The organism is Brevibacillus sp. Leaf182 (genome assembly GCF_001423865.2).
GTDB lineage: Bacteria > Bacillota > Bacilli > Brevibacillales > Brevibacillaceae > Brevibacillus > Brevibacillus brevis_C.
In genome coordinates this window covers 25,273-41,000 of record NZ_LMPN02000029.1, presented here as the reverse complement: position 1 = coordinate 41,000, position 15,728 = coordinate 25,273, and the positions used below count along the sequence as shown (strand labels likewise).

At 45.1% G+C, this 15,728-nt stretch carries 14 protein-coding genes; 10 read left to right on the top strand and 4 right to left on the bottom strand.

All coding sequences use genetic code 11. From position 1 onward, the window contains the following. Positions 1–12 precede the first annotated feature (12 nt). The 5 genes from ASG16_RS20420 to ASG16_RS20400 all read left to right on the top strand — a co-directional run bounded on the left by ASG16_RS20420 (position 13) and on the right by ASG16_RS20400 (position 4,320). The gene (locus ASG16_RS20420; protein WP_056497750.1) at positions 13–537 is read left to right on the top strand and encodes a GNAT family N-acetyltransferase; all 525 of its coding nucleotides are present in this window, start codon (positions 13–15) and stop codon (positions 535–537) included. A gap of 350 nt (positions 538–887) precedes the next feature. Further along, positions 888–1,751, top strand: a complete 864-nt coding sequence (locus ASG16_RS20415) for an ABC transporter permease subunit (protein WP_048031990.1) — start codon at positions 888–890, stop codon at positions 1,749–1,751. Positions 1,752–1,785: 34 nt separating this feature from the next. Beyond that, positions 1,786–2,709 carry an ABC transporter permease gene (locus tag ASG16_RS20410; protein WP_056497749.1) on the top strand — a complete coding sequence of 308 codons (924 nt, stop codon included), beginning with the start codon at positions 1,786–1,788 and terminating at the stop codon, positions 2,707–2,709. 44 nt (positions 2,710–2,753) lie between these two features. Next, positions 2,754–3,677 (top strand): ABC transporter permease, encoded by a 924-nt coding sequence (locus ASG16_RS20405; protein ID WP_056497747.1) that lies wholly within the window; start codon positions 2,754–2,756, stop codon positions 3,675–3,677. A 421-nt stretch (positions 3,678–4,098) separates the two neighbouring features. Further along, entirely contained in the window at positions 4,099–4,320 is a 222-nt protein-coding gene (locus ASG16_RS20400; protein WP_003387736.1) for a helix-turn-helix domain-containing protein, read from the top strand. 430 nt (positions 4,321–4,750) lie between these two features. Here the strand turns inward: ASG16_RS20400 and ASG16_RS20390 are convergent, their stop codons facing one another. From ASG16_RS20390 to ASG16_RS31560, 3 genes are all read right to left on the bottom strand, one after another. Beyond that, a complete protein-coding gene (locus tag ASG16_RS20390; protein ID WP_056497745.1) occupies positions 4,751–5,137 on the bottom strand; it encodes a hypothetical protein in 387 nt (128 codons plus the stop codon). Between the two features lie 285 nt (positions 5,138–5,422). Then, on the bottom strand, positions 5,423–6,238 hold the full coding sequence (locus ASG16_RS20385) for a PspC-like choline-binding domain-containing protein (RefSeq protein WP_056497744.1): 816 nt from the start codon (positions 6,236–6,238) through the stop codon (positions 5,423–5,425). A 510-nt stretch (positions 6,239–6,748) separates the two neighbouring features. After that, positions 6,749–6,880: a hypothetical protein gene (locus ASG16_RS31560; protein ID WP_255413028.1), complete on the bottom strand. Its 132-nt coding sequence runs from the start codon at positions 6,878–6,880 to the stop codon at positions 6,749–6,751. Between the two features lie 590 nt (positions 6,881–7,470). Here ASG16_RS31560 and ASG16_RS20380 point away from each other — a divergent pair. Beyond that, a complete protein-coding gene (locus ASG16_RS20380; RefSeq protein ID WP_056497742.1) occupies positions 7,471–9,651 on the top strand; it encodes a glycosyl hydrolase family 18 protein in 2,181 nt (726 codons plus the stop codon). Positions 9,652–9,903: 252 nt separating this feature from the next. Here the strand turns inward: ASG16_RS20380 and ASG16_RS20375 are convergent, their stop codons facing one another. Next, on the bottom strand, positions 9,904–10,146 hold the full coding sequence (locus ASG16_RS20375; protein WP_056497739.1) for a hypothetical protein: 243 nt from the start codon (positions 10,144–10,146) through the stop codon (positions 9,904–9,906). Between the two features lie 202 nt (positions 10,147–10,348). Between ASG16_RS20375 and ASG16_RS20370 the strand changes: the two genes are divergently transcribed. The 4 genes from ASG16_RS20370 to ASG16_RS20355 all read left to right on the top strand — a co-directional run bounded on the left by ASG16_RS20370 (position 10,349) and on the right by ASG16_RS20355 (position 15,715). After that, positions 10,349–11,887 (top strand): YcdB/YcdC domain-containing protein, encoded by a 1,539-nt coding sequence (locus ASG16_RS20370; RefSeq protein WP_133257452.1) that lies wholly within the window; start codon positions 10,349–10,351, stop codon positions 11,885–11,887. A gap of 157 nt (positions 11,888–12,044) precedes the next feature. After that, positions 12,045–13,250, top strand: coding sequence for an ROK family transcriptional regulator (locus ASG16_RS20365; protein WP_056497735.1), 1,206 nt, complete (start codon positions 12,045–12,047; stop codon positions 13,248–13,250). 153 nt (positions 13,251–13,403) lie between these two features. Next, on the top strand, positions 13,404–14,684 hold the full coding sequence (locus ASG16_RS20360) for an ABC transporter substrate-binding protein (RefSeq protein WP_056497734.1): 1,281 nt from the start codon (positions 13,404–13,406) through the stop codon (positions 14,682–14,684). A gap of 71 nt (positions 14,685–14,755) precedes the next feature. Then, on the top strand, positions 14,756–15,715 hold the full coding sequence (locus tag ASG16_RS20355) for a carbohydrate ABC transporter permease (protein ID WP_082195893.1): 960 nt from the start codon (positions 14,756–14,758) through the stop codon (positions 15,713–15,715). The last annotated feature ends 13 nt before the right edge of the window (positions 15,716–15,728 follow it).

The following is a 15,728-nucleotide window of genomic DNA, read 5'->3' as shown; positions in this document are numbered from 1 at the left end:
AGTGTGCAAAGGATGCATGTCCAATTTAGAAAATGTACCAGTGACAATGATTTTGCCCAATTCACGTTATTCTTTATGCGCAATCGATTGGAATTTAGCCGTATGTTTTCCCTTAGTGACACGCTTGCTCATATTTTGACGTTTCTCCCGGATTCTCATTTGATCCTGATAGAAGACGAGGGAGGTAAATTGGTCGGTTGGGGCCATTATCAATACGTGACAGCAGAAAGGCAACCAGACCCAGAGGGCGAAATTTGCTATATCCATTCAGTCATCGTTGAAGAAAAATATCGAAGGAGCAGGGTATTTCTAAAAGGCTTTCGTCATCTTATCAGACAGGTCCAAGAAGAGAATGAACATGTGAAACAAGTAACCTTTCGTGCAGATGCTAATCATGTTTATCTGAACCGGCTCTATTCGAAATTTGCACAGGTTGCAGGGGAGCAGGAGGGCTATTACGGACAAGAAAACATCTACATGGCTGAAATCAATCAACTCGCTTCCTACCTGGGAATGGCCGGAATTGACGATAAATAAGAAAAAATGCTATTCTTAAGAAGATATTGCCAGAAAGGAGGTCTATCAGATGATTCCAATGGTTCCACGTTTGAAAGATGGAGTAAGAAAACCTTTTACTGCTTCGATTCAAAATCTTCTCATGAAAAATGAGCAGCTGCGTGTCGCTACTTCTTCTACGAAGTAATCGATTAGCTATCCTCTTTTTCGAATCAACTGTTCCCATGAATGGAGAAGTGGTTGACAGGCTATCCTGCTCAGCCACTTTTTTATTTCTGCTTGAATAGAATAAAAAAATAAAATATTTTCTATTGTCTGGATGATTTTTAATAGATAGTGTATTGTTGGAAATAGTAAGGGGGTATGAGAGTTTGACCTATGTAAAACAATTAATTGGGATGTTTTTCCTAGTTATCGTCGTTTGCGGTGGGCCGTTCATGCTATATACGCAAAAGGAAGAAATCGTGTTCGAGCCGGGAAATATCGTAGTCCATACGGTACATCTGATTCAGCAGATTGCAGAAGGCTCACTCGGAACCTATTATTCGGGGCAAACGGAAAGAAGCATCGCAGAGGATATCCTTCCATTTGCAAGTAGCTCCTTTGAATTGCTGTTCGCAAGTGTTAGTGTCGCAGTCCTTGCTAGTATTATTTTTGGATTGCTATTGCAGCGCTTTCGGTTTGTACGTCAATTTCAAAAGGTTTTGAATTTGCTTGCCACGATTCCTGATTTTATCCTGATTGTTGTGTCGATTGTGGGTGCCGTCGGATTTTACAAGATGACGAACATTCGTATTATCACCCTGTCACCTGTAAGTGACTCTGAGAGTACCTGGTTTCCGATCACGCTACTGTCAATTGGACCCACAATTTTTCTCATGAAGGTAGTCAGCCTGAAGTATGCACAAATCGGCGGCGAAGACTACATTAAAACAGCACTTGCCAAGGGGATGGGGATTTGGCATGTTCTCATCCACCACGTCTATAAAAACATCAAGCCGTTTCTTATTGCTGATTTAAAGAAGACAATTGCGATTTCGGTAGCTAACTTGTTTATTGTTGAGTACTTATTAAACGTCGTAGGATTGACCCGGTTTATTTTCAGCAAAGATGGCGGATACGAATTCAATGCTGCTGTCATGGGACTTTTAGGTATTATTTTGCTATCCATTTTGGTCTATGTATTGATTCGTCTCATTCTGTATGTGATTGAACGCGCGGTTGTGTATAAATAACCCAGACTTCTTTTGGAATGAGTGAGGGTATGGTATGAGGAAACGGTTCAATTGGGCTTTAGGGCTAGGCAGTATCTTGGTAGTAATTCTAATGATTATCGGTGTAGCCGGACCTTATTTGGCCCCCTATGACATCGATTACCAGGTGAAAGTGCGCAGTGAGATGGTGAACGGGAAGCAAGTGATCATTTCCCCTCCTTTGGCACCTTCAAGCGAGCATCTGTTGGGTACGGATAAATGGGGCTATGATTTGCTTACAAAACTGCTCTATGGGGCACCGTACACCATTTTCATTACGATCATGATTGCGTTATTGCGATTATTGATCGGAGTATGGATCGGTCTGTATATTGGAATATTGGACAAGCAGCAGCGCTGGTGGATCGCGATTGAAAATGCCTGGGGTTACATGCCGATTTTTATTCCTGTCTATTTTATTTTGCAAGGTATCAGTATCAATTCAGAATTGTCAACGTTTACGCTTGTCTTGTTTTTCATAGTGGTTGTGGCAGTGCTTGGGACGCCTTCAGTGGCTGCGTCCATCCGTCAAAAAACGGAGCAAATCAAGGAATCTCAGTACGTTTTAGCTGCGACTTCGCTGGGGGCTGGGCGGGATCAGATCGTCTTTCGTCACATTCTGCCGCATTTGAAGGAGCATATGGTCATTGTCCTGGTGACAGAGATGATTGCCACGATGACGTTGATGGGGCTTCTTGGGATGTTTGGTCTGTTTGTAGGCGGAACGACTATGTACTATGACCCTGTTGAGTATCACTCGACCACACATGAATGGGCAGGACTGCTCGGGACTTACCGAAGCTTTGTCTACACGAATTACACGTGGATTTTCCTGATCCCACTTGCTGCTTATATGCTTGCAATCGGTTCCTTTAGTCTACTGGCCAAAGGATTGCGTGATAAATTCGGACAGACGTATAGTCGTACCCCATTTATTTAAGCAGCTGGTCACTTTTCAGCATGAGGGATAAGTGAGGTTTTTTGATGAAAAAACGATTCCATTTTTCTTTATGGCTAGGCAGTATTTTCGTGTTCCTTCTGATTGTGATCGCTGTGGCGGGGCCTTACATGGCTCCCTATGAGCTGGAATATCAAGCGAAGATGCGTCATGAGGTTGTGAACGGTAAACAAGTCATGGTCTCTCCGCCCTTACCGCCTTCAGGGGAACATTTACTCGGCACGGACAAATGGGGGTATGACTTACTGACCCTCTTGCTCCATGGAGCGCCATACACTGTTTTTATTACCCTTGCGATCGCATTTATTCGCGTGTTACTTGGTACATGGATTGGACTCTATATCGGTATTCAAGATAAAGAGCAGCGTTGGTGGATGGCGATCGAAAATGCATGGAGCTATATGCCTGTGTTTATCCCTGTGTATTTTCTTTTGCGAGGAATCAATGTGAATTCGGAGCTGCCAACATTCACGCTCGTACTGCTTTTCATTGGGCTTGTCTCTGTGCTTGGAACACCTTCTGTAGCCTCTTCTGTGCGTCAAAAGGCCGAGCAAATTAAGGAATCACAATACGTTTTGGCTGCCGTTGCACTAGGAGCTGGCCGAAATCAAATTGTCTTTCGCCACATCTTGCCGCATTTGAAGGAACAGCTTATTATCATCTTGGTGACAGAAATGATCGCTGTCATGACCTTGATGGGGCTTCTCGGCATATTTGACATGTTTGTAGGTGGTACGAACATGACCTTTGACCCGGTTTTGTATCATTCCGTTACACACGAATGGGCAGGGTTGCTCGGGTCTTATCGAGGCTTTATTTACAGTAACTATACGTGGATTTTCCTCGTTCCACTGGGGGCATTCATGATCGCCATTGGATCATTTAGCTTGTTGGCCAAAGGATTGCGTGATAAGTTCGAGCAAACGTATAGTCGTACCCCGTTTATTTAAGTTGTGGTGCCCTTGATTTTTACGAATCAAGGGCATTTTTGGTTGATCCAGTTAAAAATAATGGAATGGAAGTCGAATTGTAGGGAGCAGTATATGTGTCGGATGAATAGACTGGAGTGTCGGGGGCGGTGTTGGCCTTGGGTTCCGATGGCTATCTCATCAGGCGAGGCGTACTCGTCGCGATCTGAACGGGGGACAACTGGAGGCCATCGTCGTCTCGAACGAAAAAATTCACGGCGGATGTCGAAGAGGTTTCTCAGCGGTGTTCGGAACCCATTGCCCATTTTCTGAATAGGATGTAAGGCAAAAGCCTAAAATCCTTGAAATTCCGGCACCATCACCCACCCCCCATCATAGGATAAGGTGACTCTGTAATCCCTCAACCTTGTTCCTGTAGAGCCCACAAGGAGGGGTGGCACGATTGAAGGGTAGCGACCAAACCAAGCCGTTGTTAACGAATCGCGAAAGAGAAGTGTTTGAACTCTTGGTCCAAGATAAGACAACCAAAGAGATTGCCGGACAACTCTTCATCAGCGAAAAGACTGTGCGCAATCACATTAGTAATGTCATGCAAAAATTAGGTGTCAAAGGTCGATCTCAGGCAGTAGTCGAACTCGTTCGACTTGGTGAACTAGAGATTTGAACCCAGTCCACCCAGCCTCCCTTTTCTTCCCTTGGTCGGAAGGGAGGGTTTTTTTATGTTGATTTGTGTCTACATGCTCTTTTCTTACTATTTGGGTAATGTACACGCAAGCGCCACGGAGTAGGGACCATTTACAGCCCATCTTTGACCAATCTCTCGTGATGCAAGCAATGTTTCTAGCACTTCTCGGGAGAAATCGCTCTGATCTAAAGGGGATGTAAAAACTCCCCCGAACTTGGAGCAGGGTACTGCTTAAAATCGTATTTCTCATACAGATTCTGACCTTCGTAAGTAGAAAAGAGAGCTATAAAAGCTTTATCAGGAGCATTCCGTTTTAGATAGGACATGAGATTGTGTAAAAGGAAAAACCCTGCAGCAGTTTCTCCACAGGGTTTCCATCGCTGTAGCTGAAAGATTCCAGCCGAGACATTTAAAAAGTTCTTCTAATCACTGGAATTCTCCGCGCTCCATTACGAATCAGCCTTTGCGCTCTTTCACGGCTGATTCTAACAAGTACTGAAGTATCGGTTGAGTTTTCAACGTCGAAAACTGAGAAAAATCGACCATTAGCGAACAGTACACCTTTAAACTCCACATCAAATCCAGGTCTAGGCCGCGGACGTGTATTCTGAATAACCGTTCTCATGACACCTGCATTTCGGAGCCTTCGTGCTTGTTCGCGGGTTATACGGACCGCAAAAACTGGGTCAATTTCGACACCAGGTACTTTTGCCTCAACCTCAACAATTAGGAAAAAACGGTTGCCGATAGTTGCAATACTATTTGCTCCAATAAAAATTGGCGGTTTCATTGCCATTTTCTTACCACCTCCTTGTACCAAACTATGCTGGAGGTACTGAAGTGGACAAGGGCATCACCACAATTTTCGATTTTTGGTATTTTGACTAGAAGTATAGACAGTTAAACAAAAATCCCCTATACCTCCCGTAGGTGGTTTAGGGAATTTGAGAAAATCACAATCAAATGGCACAGCCAATGTAAGCCGTAACGCAGATGAACTTCGATTTAAGCGCGCTCCCATCACCAATGCTCGCTTGGCGCCCCGTCCACCTCCCATAGCGGTCCCCGTTGGCATTACGACCTACCTGCCCACGATATGTGTCCAGTCGGTCGCGAATCCGGGGATGGTTTTGACGAACTGGTAGTTTCCGTTGGCGTCAAGCCGGCCAGTCGCACCAAGGCCGTTCACGTGGTTGTAGAAGAATACTCCACCGCTGGGGGTTCCGGCGAGGCGGCTCCAGCCTGTTGCGAATCCAGGGATGGTTTTGACGAACTGGTAGTTTCCGTTGGCGTCAAGTCGGCCGGTTGCAACTAAACCAGTGGCGTAGTCGTAGAAGAGTAGGCCACCGCTGGCGGTTCCTGTGACGAGGAACCAGTTTTTTGAGAATCCGGAGAGATCACTAACGATCCCATAGTTTCCAGATGCGTCAATCCGTGCAGTTCTTCCAAGACCGGTCCCGGCGTTGTAAAAAAGAAGACTATCCTGGTTGGCAGACACAATATGGGTCCAGCCTACTCCAACTTGGATATTCCATAAGTAATACTCAAATCTTCCGTTAGCGTCAAGTCGGCCCATTGCTCCAAGGCCAGTCGGGGCGTGGTAGAATAATACGCCACCGTTGGGGGTTACGACGACGCGGGTCCAGCCCCTTGCTAATCCGGAGATGGAATCGACGAACTGATAGTTTCCGTCCGCGTCGAGTAGGCCGGTCGCACCAAGGCCGGTATAGCTGTTGTAAAAGAGGAGAGCGCCAGACTGCATACTAACTTCACGTACAAGCAAAGTATCCAATGGGATAGGGGTAGATGCACACTCATGTCCCAAAGGATTGGAATATAGCCAGGGATTGTATGATAATTCAGATGGTGTTCCATGTTGATTTAGTGTTCCTTTCAATCATTTCCCCTCCTGCAATCAATTGTTATCGATACCAATTTATGGGCAAATGGGTAATCGGCAACAATTTCAAAGAAAAATCCATGATTGCCTATGTACGGGGAGCAATGTAAGGTCAAATCCCCCCATCCTGAGGGGCTTTCGTTGCTAGGTAAGTAAAGAACGACAGGTGATCGGCAACGCTTGAGACCAAAAACAGCAGTTTGTCCAGCGAATGGGTAGCTCGGAGAGATGAGACAGCTTCTCAAATAGAAATGTCAAATACAAGAACGGAGGAAGGTTTAAAGCTTTACTAACCTTGGCGCAGCGCGAGGTGTTACTAGACATCTCATTTTTTAGAGCGGTGACAGATGGCTTAATGGACTGTTTGCTGCGGTTGTGGTCGAACTCGAGCCGACGTCTTTCAAAAAGGGTCACTCATTTCTTCCACTGGTTAAGTCAAGGGAAACCATTACAAGCGCTTAAGCTGCTACCAGTCATTTAACAAATGAGAAATTGTGATGAACTATGTTAATCCTTCTTATCGATTAACTTGGTAAGCAGGTCTTCGATTCTCTGTAAATGTCGATTAGTTTGCTTCAGCAGATAATACAAATTCACAATTGAGATCATTACCACAATCCCAAAAACGAGTACATCCATTTTAATACCACCTTAGTTGGTAATCATTGTCTAATTTGTATCTTTGTGAATAATAGCATGAAAGTAAAGAAATCGCGATATTTAACAAAATATTTCGGGAGTGAAGGAGCGGGGACAAAGAAAGCTCCGGAGTGAACTTGGTGAGATGGAATACGGATGTATGGACAACGCTCTAAGGCACATTTTTCCATACATGGCAGGCGACACACAAGAAGATCATTTGGCGGCAGCAGCTTGGAATCTGAATTGCGCCGTGCATCTTGAAGAAACAATGCTCAGAAGACCGTAGAGGATGCACTACGCAAATACAACCTTTGTAAGTATCTGACCTTCAATGAGCGGGAGGCATCTATTACTAAGAAATGTCTTTGATGTTAAAATGCCAGTTTACTGAAGGGCGAAAGTTGTGAGCGGTGAAAAAAGAGCCCCTTTGAACCCAGCCCTCCCAGCCTCCGTATTCTTCCCTTGGTCGGAAGGAAAAGGGATTTTTTACGTTCTTTTGTGTCGAATCACCCTTTTATTACCATTTATGTAAATGCATTAGCATATCGTGATATAAGTCGTAATAAGATGGATTTGTAACAAAATCCATGAAGATCGAGAGGGATACTATGAAATTCAAGAAATGTGTTAGGAATGTACTAATGGTAGGTGCTTTGCTTGTCACCTCCGTATTGCCCATGGCGGCACAGGCGGCGCAAGCAGAGGAAAATCAAGCGGAGGCTTCAGCGGTATCCAATTACAAAATTATTGGCTACTATCCCTCATGGGGAGCTTATGGAAGAAACTACAATGTAACGGATATCGATCCCAATAAAGTAACGCATATTAACTACGCATTTGCGGATATTTGCTGGAATGGCAGACACGGCAACCCAGATCCAACGGGACCCAATCCACAAACATGGGCTTGCCAGGATGAGGTAGGCAATATTAATGCCCCTAATGGAACGGTTGTTCTCGGCGATCCATGGATTGATGTGCAAAAATCTTTTCCAGGAGATACGTGGGATCAGCCGATCCGCGGAAATTTGAATCAATTGGCAAAATTAAAGCAAAAAAACCCTCAATTAAAGACTTTAATATCGATTGGGGGCTGGACGTGGTCCAATCGCTTCTCTGATGTAGCGGCAGATCCGGCTGCACGGGAAGTATTTGCACAGTCCTCGGTAGATTTTATTCGGAAATATCAGATGGATGGGGTCGATCTCGATTGGGAGTACCCAGTTGAAGGAGGCTTGCCTGGAAACAGCAAACGTCCAGCAGATAAGCAAAATTATACGTTGTTGCTACAGGCTGTCAGAGACAAACTCGATGCGGCTGAGGTAACGGATGGCAAACAGTACTATTTGACGATTGCCTCTGGTGCCAGCCCTAGTTATGCAGCCAATACAGAGCTTGGAAATATTGCCCGGGTTGTGGATTGGATCAATATTATGACCTACGACTTCTATGGAGCCTTCCAAAAGCAGACTGGACATAACGCGCCGTTGGCCTATGATCCGGCAGCAGGAGCAGCAGGTTTGCCAAATGCTCAAACCTATAATGTCCAAACAGCTGTAGAGGGTCATCTTCGTGACGGTGTTCCTGCCAGCAAGCTGGTTCTCGGACTTCCATTTTACGGAAGGGGCTGGTCGGGTTGCGGAACGGCTAACAATGGAGAATATCAAAATTGCACAGGGCCTTCAACAGGAACGTGGGAACCTGGTATGCTTGACTTCACGGATATCCAAAATAATTATTTGAACAAAAATGGCTTCACACGCCACTGGAATGACGCGGCAAAAGTGCCTTTCCTCTTCAACCCGGCTTCGAAAACATATATTAGCTATGATGATGTGACGTCGATCGGACACAAAACTTCTTATATTACATCCAAAGGATTGGCAGGCGCAATGTTCTGGGAATTTAGTGGAGACCGTAACAAGGTTCTGTTAGACAAAGTAAATGGAGATCTTCTGGGCGGGACAGCACCAGTCGACAACGTACCGCCGACAGCACCAGCTAATCTCCAAGCGACTGCAAAAACAGCTACAAGTGTTAGTCTGAGCTGGGGAGCTGCAACCGACAATGTAGGAGTTACTGGCTATGAGGTATACAATGGCACCCAGCTTGCGAAAACGGTAACCGGTACCAATACGACAATTAGCGGGCTTACAGCAGGAACTGCGTACCAATTCACTGTGAAGGCGAAGGATGCAGCAGGTAATTCCTCAGTAGCAAGCAATGAAGTAACGGTTACGACGGATACGATTCAGCCAGACAATCAACCACCAAGCACACCTACTAATCTAGTCGTAACAGGGAAAACAGGCACGAGTATCAGTCTGAGCTGGGCTGCTTCTACAGACAATATCGCGGTGACGAATTACGAGGTTTACAACGGGACTGCATTAGCAGCGGATGTAACGACTACAAATGCAACTGTTACAGGACTCACGCCTAACACGTCTTATACCTTCTCTGTGGTAGCAAAGGATGCAGCAGGTAATTCTTCTCAGAAGAGCATCGAGGTCGTAGGCGTGACAGATGCTGTAAATCCGGGAGCTCCAGCATGGGCGCCAAATGTTAGCTACGTGCCTGGTGACCTGGTCAGCTATCAAGGCAAGGTATACAAATGTCTGCAACCACACACTTCTCTCGTAGGGTGGGAGCCAACAAATGTAGCGGCTCTCTGGCAAGTTCAACAGCAAGCGGCAGTTGACGGAGTCGAGGGTTATGTAGATGAGCAGATTTCGGAAGAAACAGAAGGAAATGTAGATACTCAATAAGTAGAGAAGGGGCTGTCCCTCCAGTCATGAAAATGATCGGAGGAACAGCCCCTATTTGTTCATTTGGAAATTAAGCAAAGGCTTTTAAAAGCTGGACGATTAATGGGATGAGATCTCCAATAAAAGTAAGGATCGCAATTGCGGTATTCATAGAAGCCCCTCCTTAAAATTCCAAATTCACTATTATTATATTAATGTTCATAATAATAATCAAGAAATATTTCCCACTTTTGTCGAATGGACAAAAGTGACTTATGTGAAAAAGTCGTGCAATGCCTTGATCATAATAACGATTTGGAGCGTAACCAGTGCAAAAATAATAACAGCCCAGTCTCTGTTCTTTTTCCATTCTAATACCCCTTTTAAGGCACTGATCACGACTAAACCTACTATTGTTAATAGCTGAAAGAAAGCGACACTTGTCAGTAGTGCTAGAATTCCAATGACAACAACAATAGTTGCTATCGCTTTGAACCAAAAGGGCTGCTCGCTCATACTAACGCCCCATCCCCCTTTTTTGTAAATTTTAACATACACAAGAAAAAAGCCAAGCCATAAGACTCAGCTAGCAATTTAAATGAAAAGCAAAGGGGGAATGTTTTTTTATGTAAATTTTTCGGGGAAATTGAAACAAAACAGGTAGATGTTCGAATAATGATTGCGAGAAAGTAAATATGAACAGACGAGAGGAAGAGAAATGATGAAAAAAGTTACGCACGCTGTGTTCCTCCTGATGGTTGCAAGTATTGCGATGTCATCTTCGAGTGGTGCACTGGCAAGCGAGAACACGCTGGAAAAAATTAAAGTAGAGCAAATGACACCCGAAATAAACAAGCTGGTAGAAAAAGGGGTGAAGAAAGCAGCTAGTCTCATCCCTTATTTGAAAGATTACCCTGTTACGGAAGTGGTATTGAAAGACACTCCTTATCTGCTCGTGAACAACTATAAGTCTAGAGAAAACAATGCTGAATTCGTTGCCTTAGTGCTCGACAAAAATACGGGTGAACTGCTTGAGTTTGGCAAACACGAACTAAATAACCAACAGAGCCAAACGCTTTATCCGATCGACAAATCGAAAGAAGTAGCCATTTCCTTTATGAAAAAGTGGTACGGAGAAGACATGGCAGGATACCAACTCGATGGGGACGGGGTCGCGAAGGTTTTCGATGGCCAGACAAATACAATTCAATTTGTACGTGTGATCAACGGGGTTCCTTTTCCAGACGACATGATTCAGGTACAAGTTGATCATGAAGGACAAATCACAGGAAAATCCCTTGGCATGAATAGTGAAAAAATCTCCTTTGCGAAATTGGATCAGGTTTTATCCAAAGAAAAAGCCGTGAAACAGTTGGCTACCTATATGCAATTACGGTATTCCCTCGATCAAGACGGAAAAACATACAAGCTCCTCTACGTCCCAGCTTTTTCCGGTATGTTGGATGCCTTGTCCGGCAAAGACAGCGTAAATAAGCCTTATCATAGCAAAGTGAATGTAATACCAAAGGGTACGAGCAAGCCCGTAGCAAAATCCCGTGAAGAAGCACAAGCGTATCTGACTCAGCGTACGGGTTATGATTTTGCAAAAGGGAATGTCTTTTTTGAAGATTTGACTGGTGAAAAACCCGTGATTATCAAATATTTCTGGAAAACAAACAAATGGGAGGGGCGTACTAATTATTCGTGGAGAACAGACGACGGATGGATTGGGAGCATGCTAATCGAACCGAAGACAGGTTCAATTGTGAACTATCATGTCATCGATACTAGTGTGTCAAAGACCGCTACTAAAAAATTGACACAAGAGCAGGCTTTGCAATTGGCCATAAATGAATTAGCAGAGATCGCTCCTGCTGGTACGGGCGAGCTGCTGCTACTTCAGCCCGGAGAATATGATGAAAGTACAGATCAATACGCCTTCTATTTTGTGAGGCAAGAGCAAGGGATTCCTGTTGAAGATTGGCTGACGCATATCTCGATCAACGGCAGCAACGGGAAAGTCATGGGGATCGATCTCAATGAAAAAGTCGAAGGAGTAATGTCTGATCCGAAGAAGGCAATCTCCCAAGACGAAGCTGCAGCCGCTTTGCTCAAGAAATATCCATTGCAGTTACAGTATGTCTTGCAAGAGGAAGGCAAAGCTTCTCTCGTTTATACCTTGCCTATGTTATTCGATGCAAAAATAGATGCGTTGACGGGTGAGTTTTATACCTACGGGTCCAAAGAAAAAGAATAAAGCAGAAAGAACCTCCTTTTCCAACAGGTAAAGAGAGGTTCTTTTCAATCAGAAAAAATTGATTGAAATCTTTAAAAAAACAAAATTGACACAAAATACAAATTTCAGTATGATCACTTTATAAAGTCATTGGAAAAATAAAGGATGAACGAATACGATGCGCAGAACTGGAGATCTAAAACTAATCCAAGAGCTCAATCGCTTTATTATACTCGACACTATTCGCCAGTTTGGGCCCATCTCGCGAAGCGATATCGCTAAAAAGCAGGGCATCAGTCCAACTACAGTCACCTCGGCAGTCAATGAACTGATCCGTGACGGTATGGTTGCAGAAGATGGAACAGGTGAGTCGAAGGGTGGCCGTAAGCCGATTATGGTTCGCTTCTGTCCAGACGGAAAGTTTTTGATTGGCGTCTCTATTACGAATACAGCGATTACGATTGCCGAAATGAATTTGGAAGCAGCTACAAAGCAAAAGAAAATCTATCCGGTAAAAGCTGGTCTGGTGAGTGACCTGATCATTCAGTATGTGCTGGATTCGATTGAGGACTTTCTCCAGTCGATGGATGATGTCAGCCGTTGTCTGGGTATTTCCATCATCGCACCAGGGATTGTCGATGCAGCGAGTGGTGTCATTCGCTTCAACTCCAAGCTGCGCTTGCATGATGTTCCGTTAAAGGACATGGCAGAAGAGCGTTTTGGGTTAAAAACATGGCTCGACAATGATGCCAATGCAATCGCCCTGGCAGAAAAAAACTTCGGTGGTGGATTAAATGCTGACAATCTCCTGTTTGTCACTGTAGGAGAAGGGGTCGGTTCGGGTCTTGTTGTAAACGGTTCCATCTTCCGCGGAAGTCGTGGTGGAGCAGGTGAATTCGGGCATACGACAGTCGATCGGAGTGGGATGCGCTGTGACTGCGGCAACGTCGGCTGTTTAGAAAACTACGTGGCGTGGCCGGCCATTTACTCAGGCATACTGTCCGCTGTTACACGAGGAAAAGAGACGCTCGTCATGGATTTGGCTGGCGGAGATATGACAAGAATCACATTTGATGTCTTTCGCCAAGCACTGCATCAAGGAGATCAAGTATGCCAAGACATCGTCGACGAAATCGCTTCGTACATGTCGATCGGCATTGTGAATCTGGTGAATTTGTTCAACCCGAGCCTAATCATTCTGGGTGGAGAAATGATCCGGGACAACCAAGTGTTGTTTGAGCGCATCCAAAAACAAGTGATGGCGCAAGCGATGGGGACGATGGTAGAAGGGCTGGAATTCCGTCCAACTGTATTGGGGGCTGATTTCGAGGTCAAGGCTGCTGCTGCTGTTTTGTTACAAGAGGTTTTTCACTTCAGCTTGTAACATTCTTTTTGCATACTTTATTTGGTCATTGGAAAAAGAAAGTTAAATCCATCAAAAATCGTTGAAAGGGGGCGAGTCGAAAAGGGAAGCGTGTCGTGTCTGGCAATGTTTTGGGGGTAAAAGAGGAGAACGTAAATCGAGGAGGGATTTCTGATGAAGAAGTTGGTTTCGATTGCAATGGCTGCTCTCTTGGTAGCAGTGGCAGGATGTTCGGGCGGCGGGCAGAGCTCCGCACCAGCTGGAACCACTGACAGTGCTGCTTCAGGCGAAAAGGTAACGCTCACATATGCGCTGTGGGACAAAAACCAGATGCCTGCGATAGAGGAAATGGCGAAAAAGTTTAACGAAAAGAACCCGAACGTGGACATCAAGATCGAGCTAACGCCTAACAAGCAATACTGGACAAAGATGGAGGCAGCCGCAACGGGTGGCACCTTGCCGGACATTTTTTGGATTAATGGTCCACGTATCATTAAATACGCAGATAATGACATGCTCTTGCCGATTACCGATCAAATCAAGGCAGATGGCATCGATCTGAACAATTATCCGAAAGCTCTCGTTGATCTCTACACCTACGATGGACAAAACTACGCGCTACCGAAAGATTTCGACACCATTGGCCTTTGGTACAACAAGAAACTGTTTGACGACGCAAAAGTACCATATCCAGACGAAACCTGGGATTGGAACAAGCTGAAGGAAGTAGCAAAGCAACTGACTGATGAGAAAAAAGGCGTTTGGGGAATTGCAGCACCTCCTTATGGACAGGATGGCTTCTATAACACGATCTATCAAAACGGTGGCTATATCATTTCCGAAGACAAGAAAACGTCCGGCTATGACAAACCGGAAACGATCGAAGGCCTCAAGTTTTGGACAGACCTGATCAACGAAAAAGCATCGCCAACAGCAGCGCAATTGTCCGAAACAGAGGCAACACAGCTATTTGAATCAGGCAAGATCGCGATGATGTACAACGGATCATGGATGGCATCCGCTTTTCATAAAAATGAGTATACAAAGGACAAAGTAGACGTGACGTATCTTCCAAAAGGGAAAGAGAACACGAGCGTCATCCACGGCCTGGGCAACGTGATTTCGGCTAATACCAAACATCCGAAGGAAGCATGGGAATTCGTGAAATTCTTGGGCTCGAAAGAAGGGGCAGAAATCCTGGCGAAATCGGGTGCTGCGATTCCGGCATTTAACGGAACACAGGATACTTGGGTACAATCCATGCCGAACTTTCAACTGAAAATTTTTATTGATCAGGCAACTGCAGCAAAACCGTATCCGATCTCGAAGGACACGGCAAAATGGGCCAAGCTGGAAACAGAGCTCATGACCAAGGCTTGGGCTGGTCAAATGAGCGTAGAGGATGCTTCCAAAGAGCTCGCGCAAAAAATGAATGAAATGCTTAGCCAAGAATAAAAGGTCTATGATGGATGGCTTCGCATCACGGACGAGGCCATCCTTTTTTGAAAAGCTTATGTAAGGAGGGAATGAATGCGATGAGCAGCCAGTTGCAGCCTGAAATGCACGCCGCCGTCCAGCCAAAAACGAAAAAATCGTTGAATCGCATGAAGAGAAGTGATTGGTTCTGGGCGTATCTCATGATTGCTCCCACACTGATCGGGTTGGGTGTCTTCTACTTATGGCCGATCGTACAGACCATTTATTTGAGCTTTACCAAATGGGGAGGATTCGGCAAGTATAAGTGGGCTGGCTTACATAATTACGAGTTGTTGTTCAAGGACCCATACTTGTGGATCGCGCTGAAAAACACGTTGATTTATACAGTGATCGCAGTTCCTGTCGGTATCGCTATCTCCATTTTTATCGCTGTGTTGCTTAATCAGAAAATTAAGGGGATTACGATTTATCGCACCCTGTATTTCCTGCCCGTTGTGACGATGGCAGCAGCGGTGGCGATGGTGTGGAGATGGTTGTACAACGCTGATTACGGTCTGATCAATTATTTGTTGGGCTTGGTAGGCATTGAGGGCCCACGCTGGATATCTGATCCCGCCATTGCTTTGTATGCAGTGATTATCGTTGCTGTTTGGAGCTCCATCGGATACAACATGGTGATTTTTCTGGCTGGACTGCAAGGTATCCCGAGAAGCTATTACGAAGCGGCAGAAATTGACGGAGCGGGACCAGTTCGCATGTTTTTCAAGATTACGTTGCCGCTGTTGACTCCTTCGATCTTTTTCGTCAGTATCACCTCCTTGATTGGGGCTTTTCAAGTATTTGACCTGATTTATCTGATGCTCGGAAGCAAAATGGGCAATCCGGCAACAGAGCAAACGCAGACGATGGCGTACTTGTTCTTTACGAATGGATTTGAATCAGGGAACGGTGGCTATGCGGCTGCAGTTGCCGTCGTGCTTCTGGTGATGATCCTGATCGTCACTGCCATTCAAATGAAGTTGCAGAAAAAATGGGTTCACTATGATTAATCAAAGCTGAACA

Excerpts from the sequence above, each read along its gene's own strand:
- ASG16_RS20390 (WP_056497745.1), bottom strand. The coding sequence starts at position 5,137 with ATGGCAATGAAACCGCCAATTTTTATTGGAGCAAATAGTATTGCAACT.
- ASG16_RS20365 (WP_056497735.1), top strand. The coding sequence starts at position 12,045 with ATGCGCAGAACTGGAGATCTAAAACTAATCCAAGAGCTCAATCGCTTT.
- ASG16_RS20370 (WP_133257452.1), top strand. The coding sequence starts at position 10,349 with ATGATGAAAAAAGTTACGCACGCTGTGTTCCTCCTGATGGTTGCAAGT.
- ASG16_RS20410 (WP_056497749.1), top strand. The coding sequence starts at position 1,786 with ATGAGGAAACGGTTCAATTGGGCTTTAGGGCTAGGCAGTATCTTGGTA.
- ASG16_RS20355 (WP_082195893.1), top strand. The coding sequence starts at position 14,756 with ATGAATGCGATGAGCAGCCAGTTGCAGCCTGAAATGCACGCCGCCGTC.
- ASG16_RS31560 (WP_255413028.1), bottom strand. The coding sequence starts at position 6,880 with ATGGATGTACTCGTTTTTGGGATTGTGGTAATGATCTCAATTGTGAAT.
- ASG16_RS20420 (WP_056497750.1), top strand. The coding sequence starts at position 13 with ATGCATGTCCAATTTAGAAAATGTACCAGTGACAATGATTTTGCCCAA.
- ASG16_RS20380 (WP_056497742.1), top strand. The coding sequence starts at position 7,471 with ATGAAGATCGAGAGGGATACTATGAAATTCAAGAAATGTGTTAGGAAT.
- ASG16_RS20375 (WP_056497739.1), bottom strand. The coding sequence starts at position 10,146 with ATGAGCGAGCAGCCCTTTTGGTTCAAAGCGATAGCAACTATTGTTGTT.
- ASG16_RS20405 (WP_056497747.1), top strand. The coding sequence starts at position 2,754 with ATGAAAAAACGATTCCATTTTTCTTTATGGCTAGGCAGTATTTTCGTG.
- ASG16_RS20360 (WP_056497734.1), top strand. The coding sequence starts at position 13,404 with ATGAAGAAGTTGGTTTCGATTGCAATGGCTGCTCTCTTGGTAGCAGTG.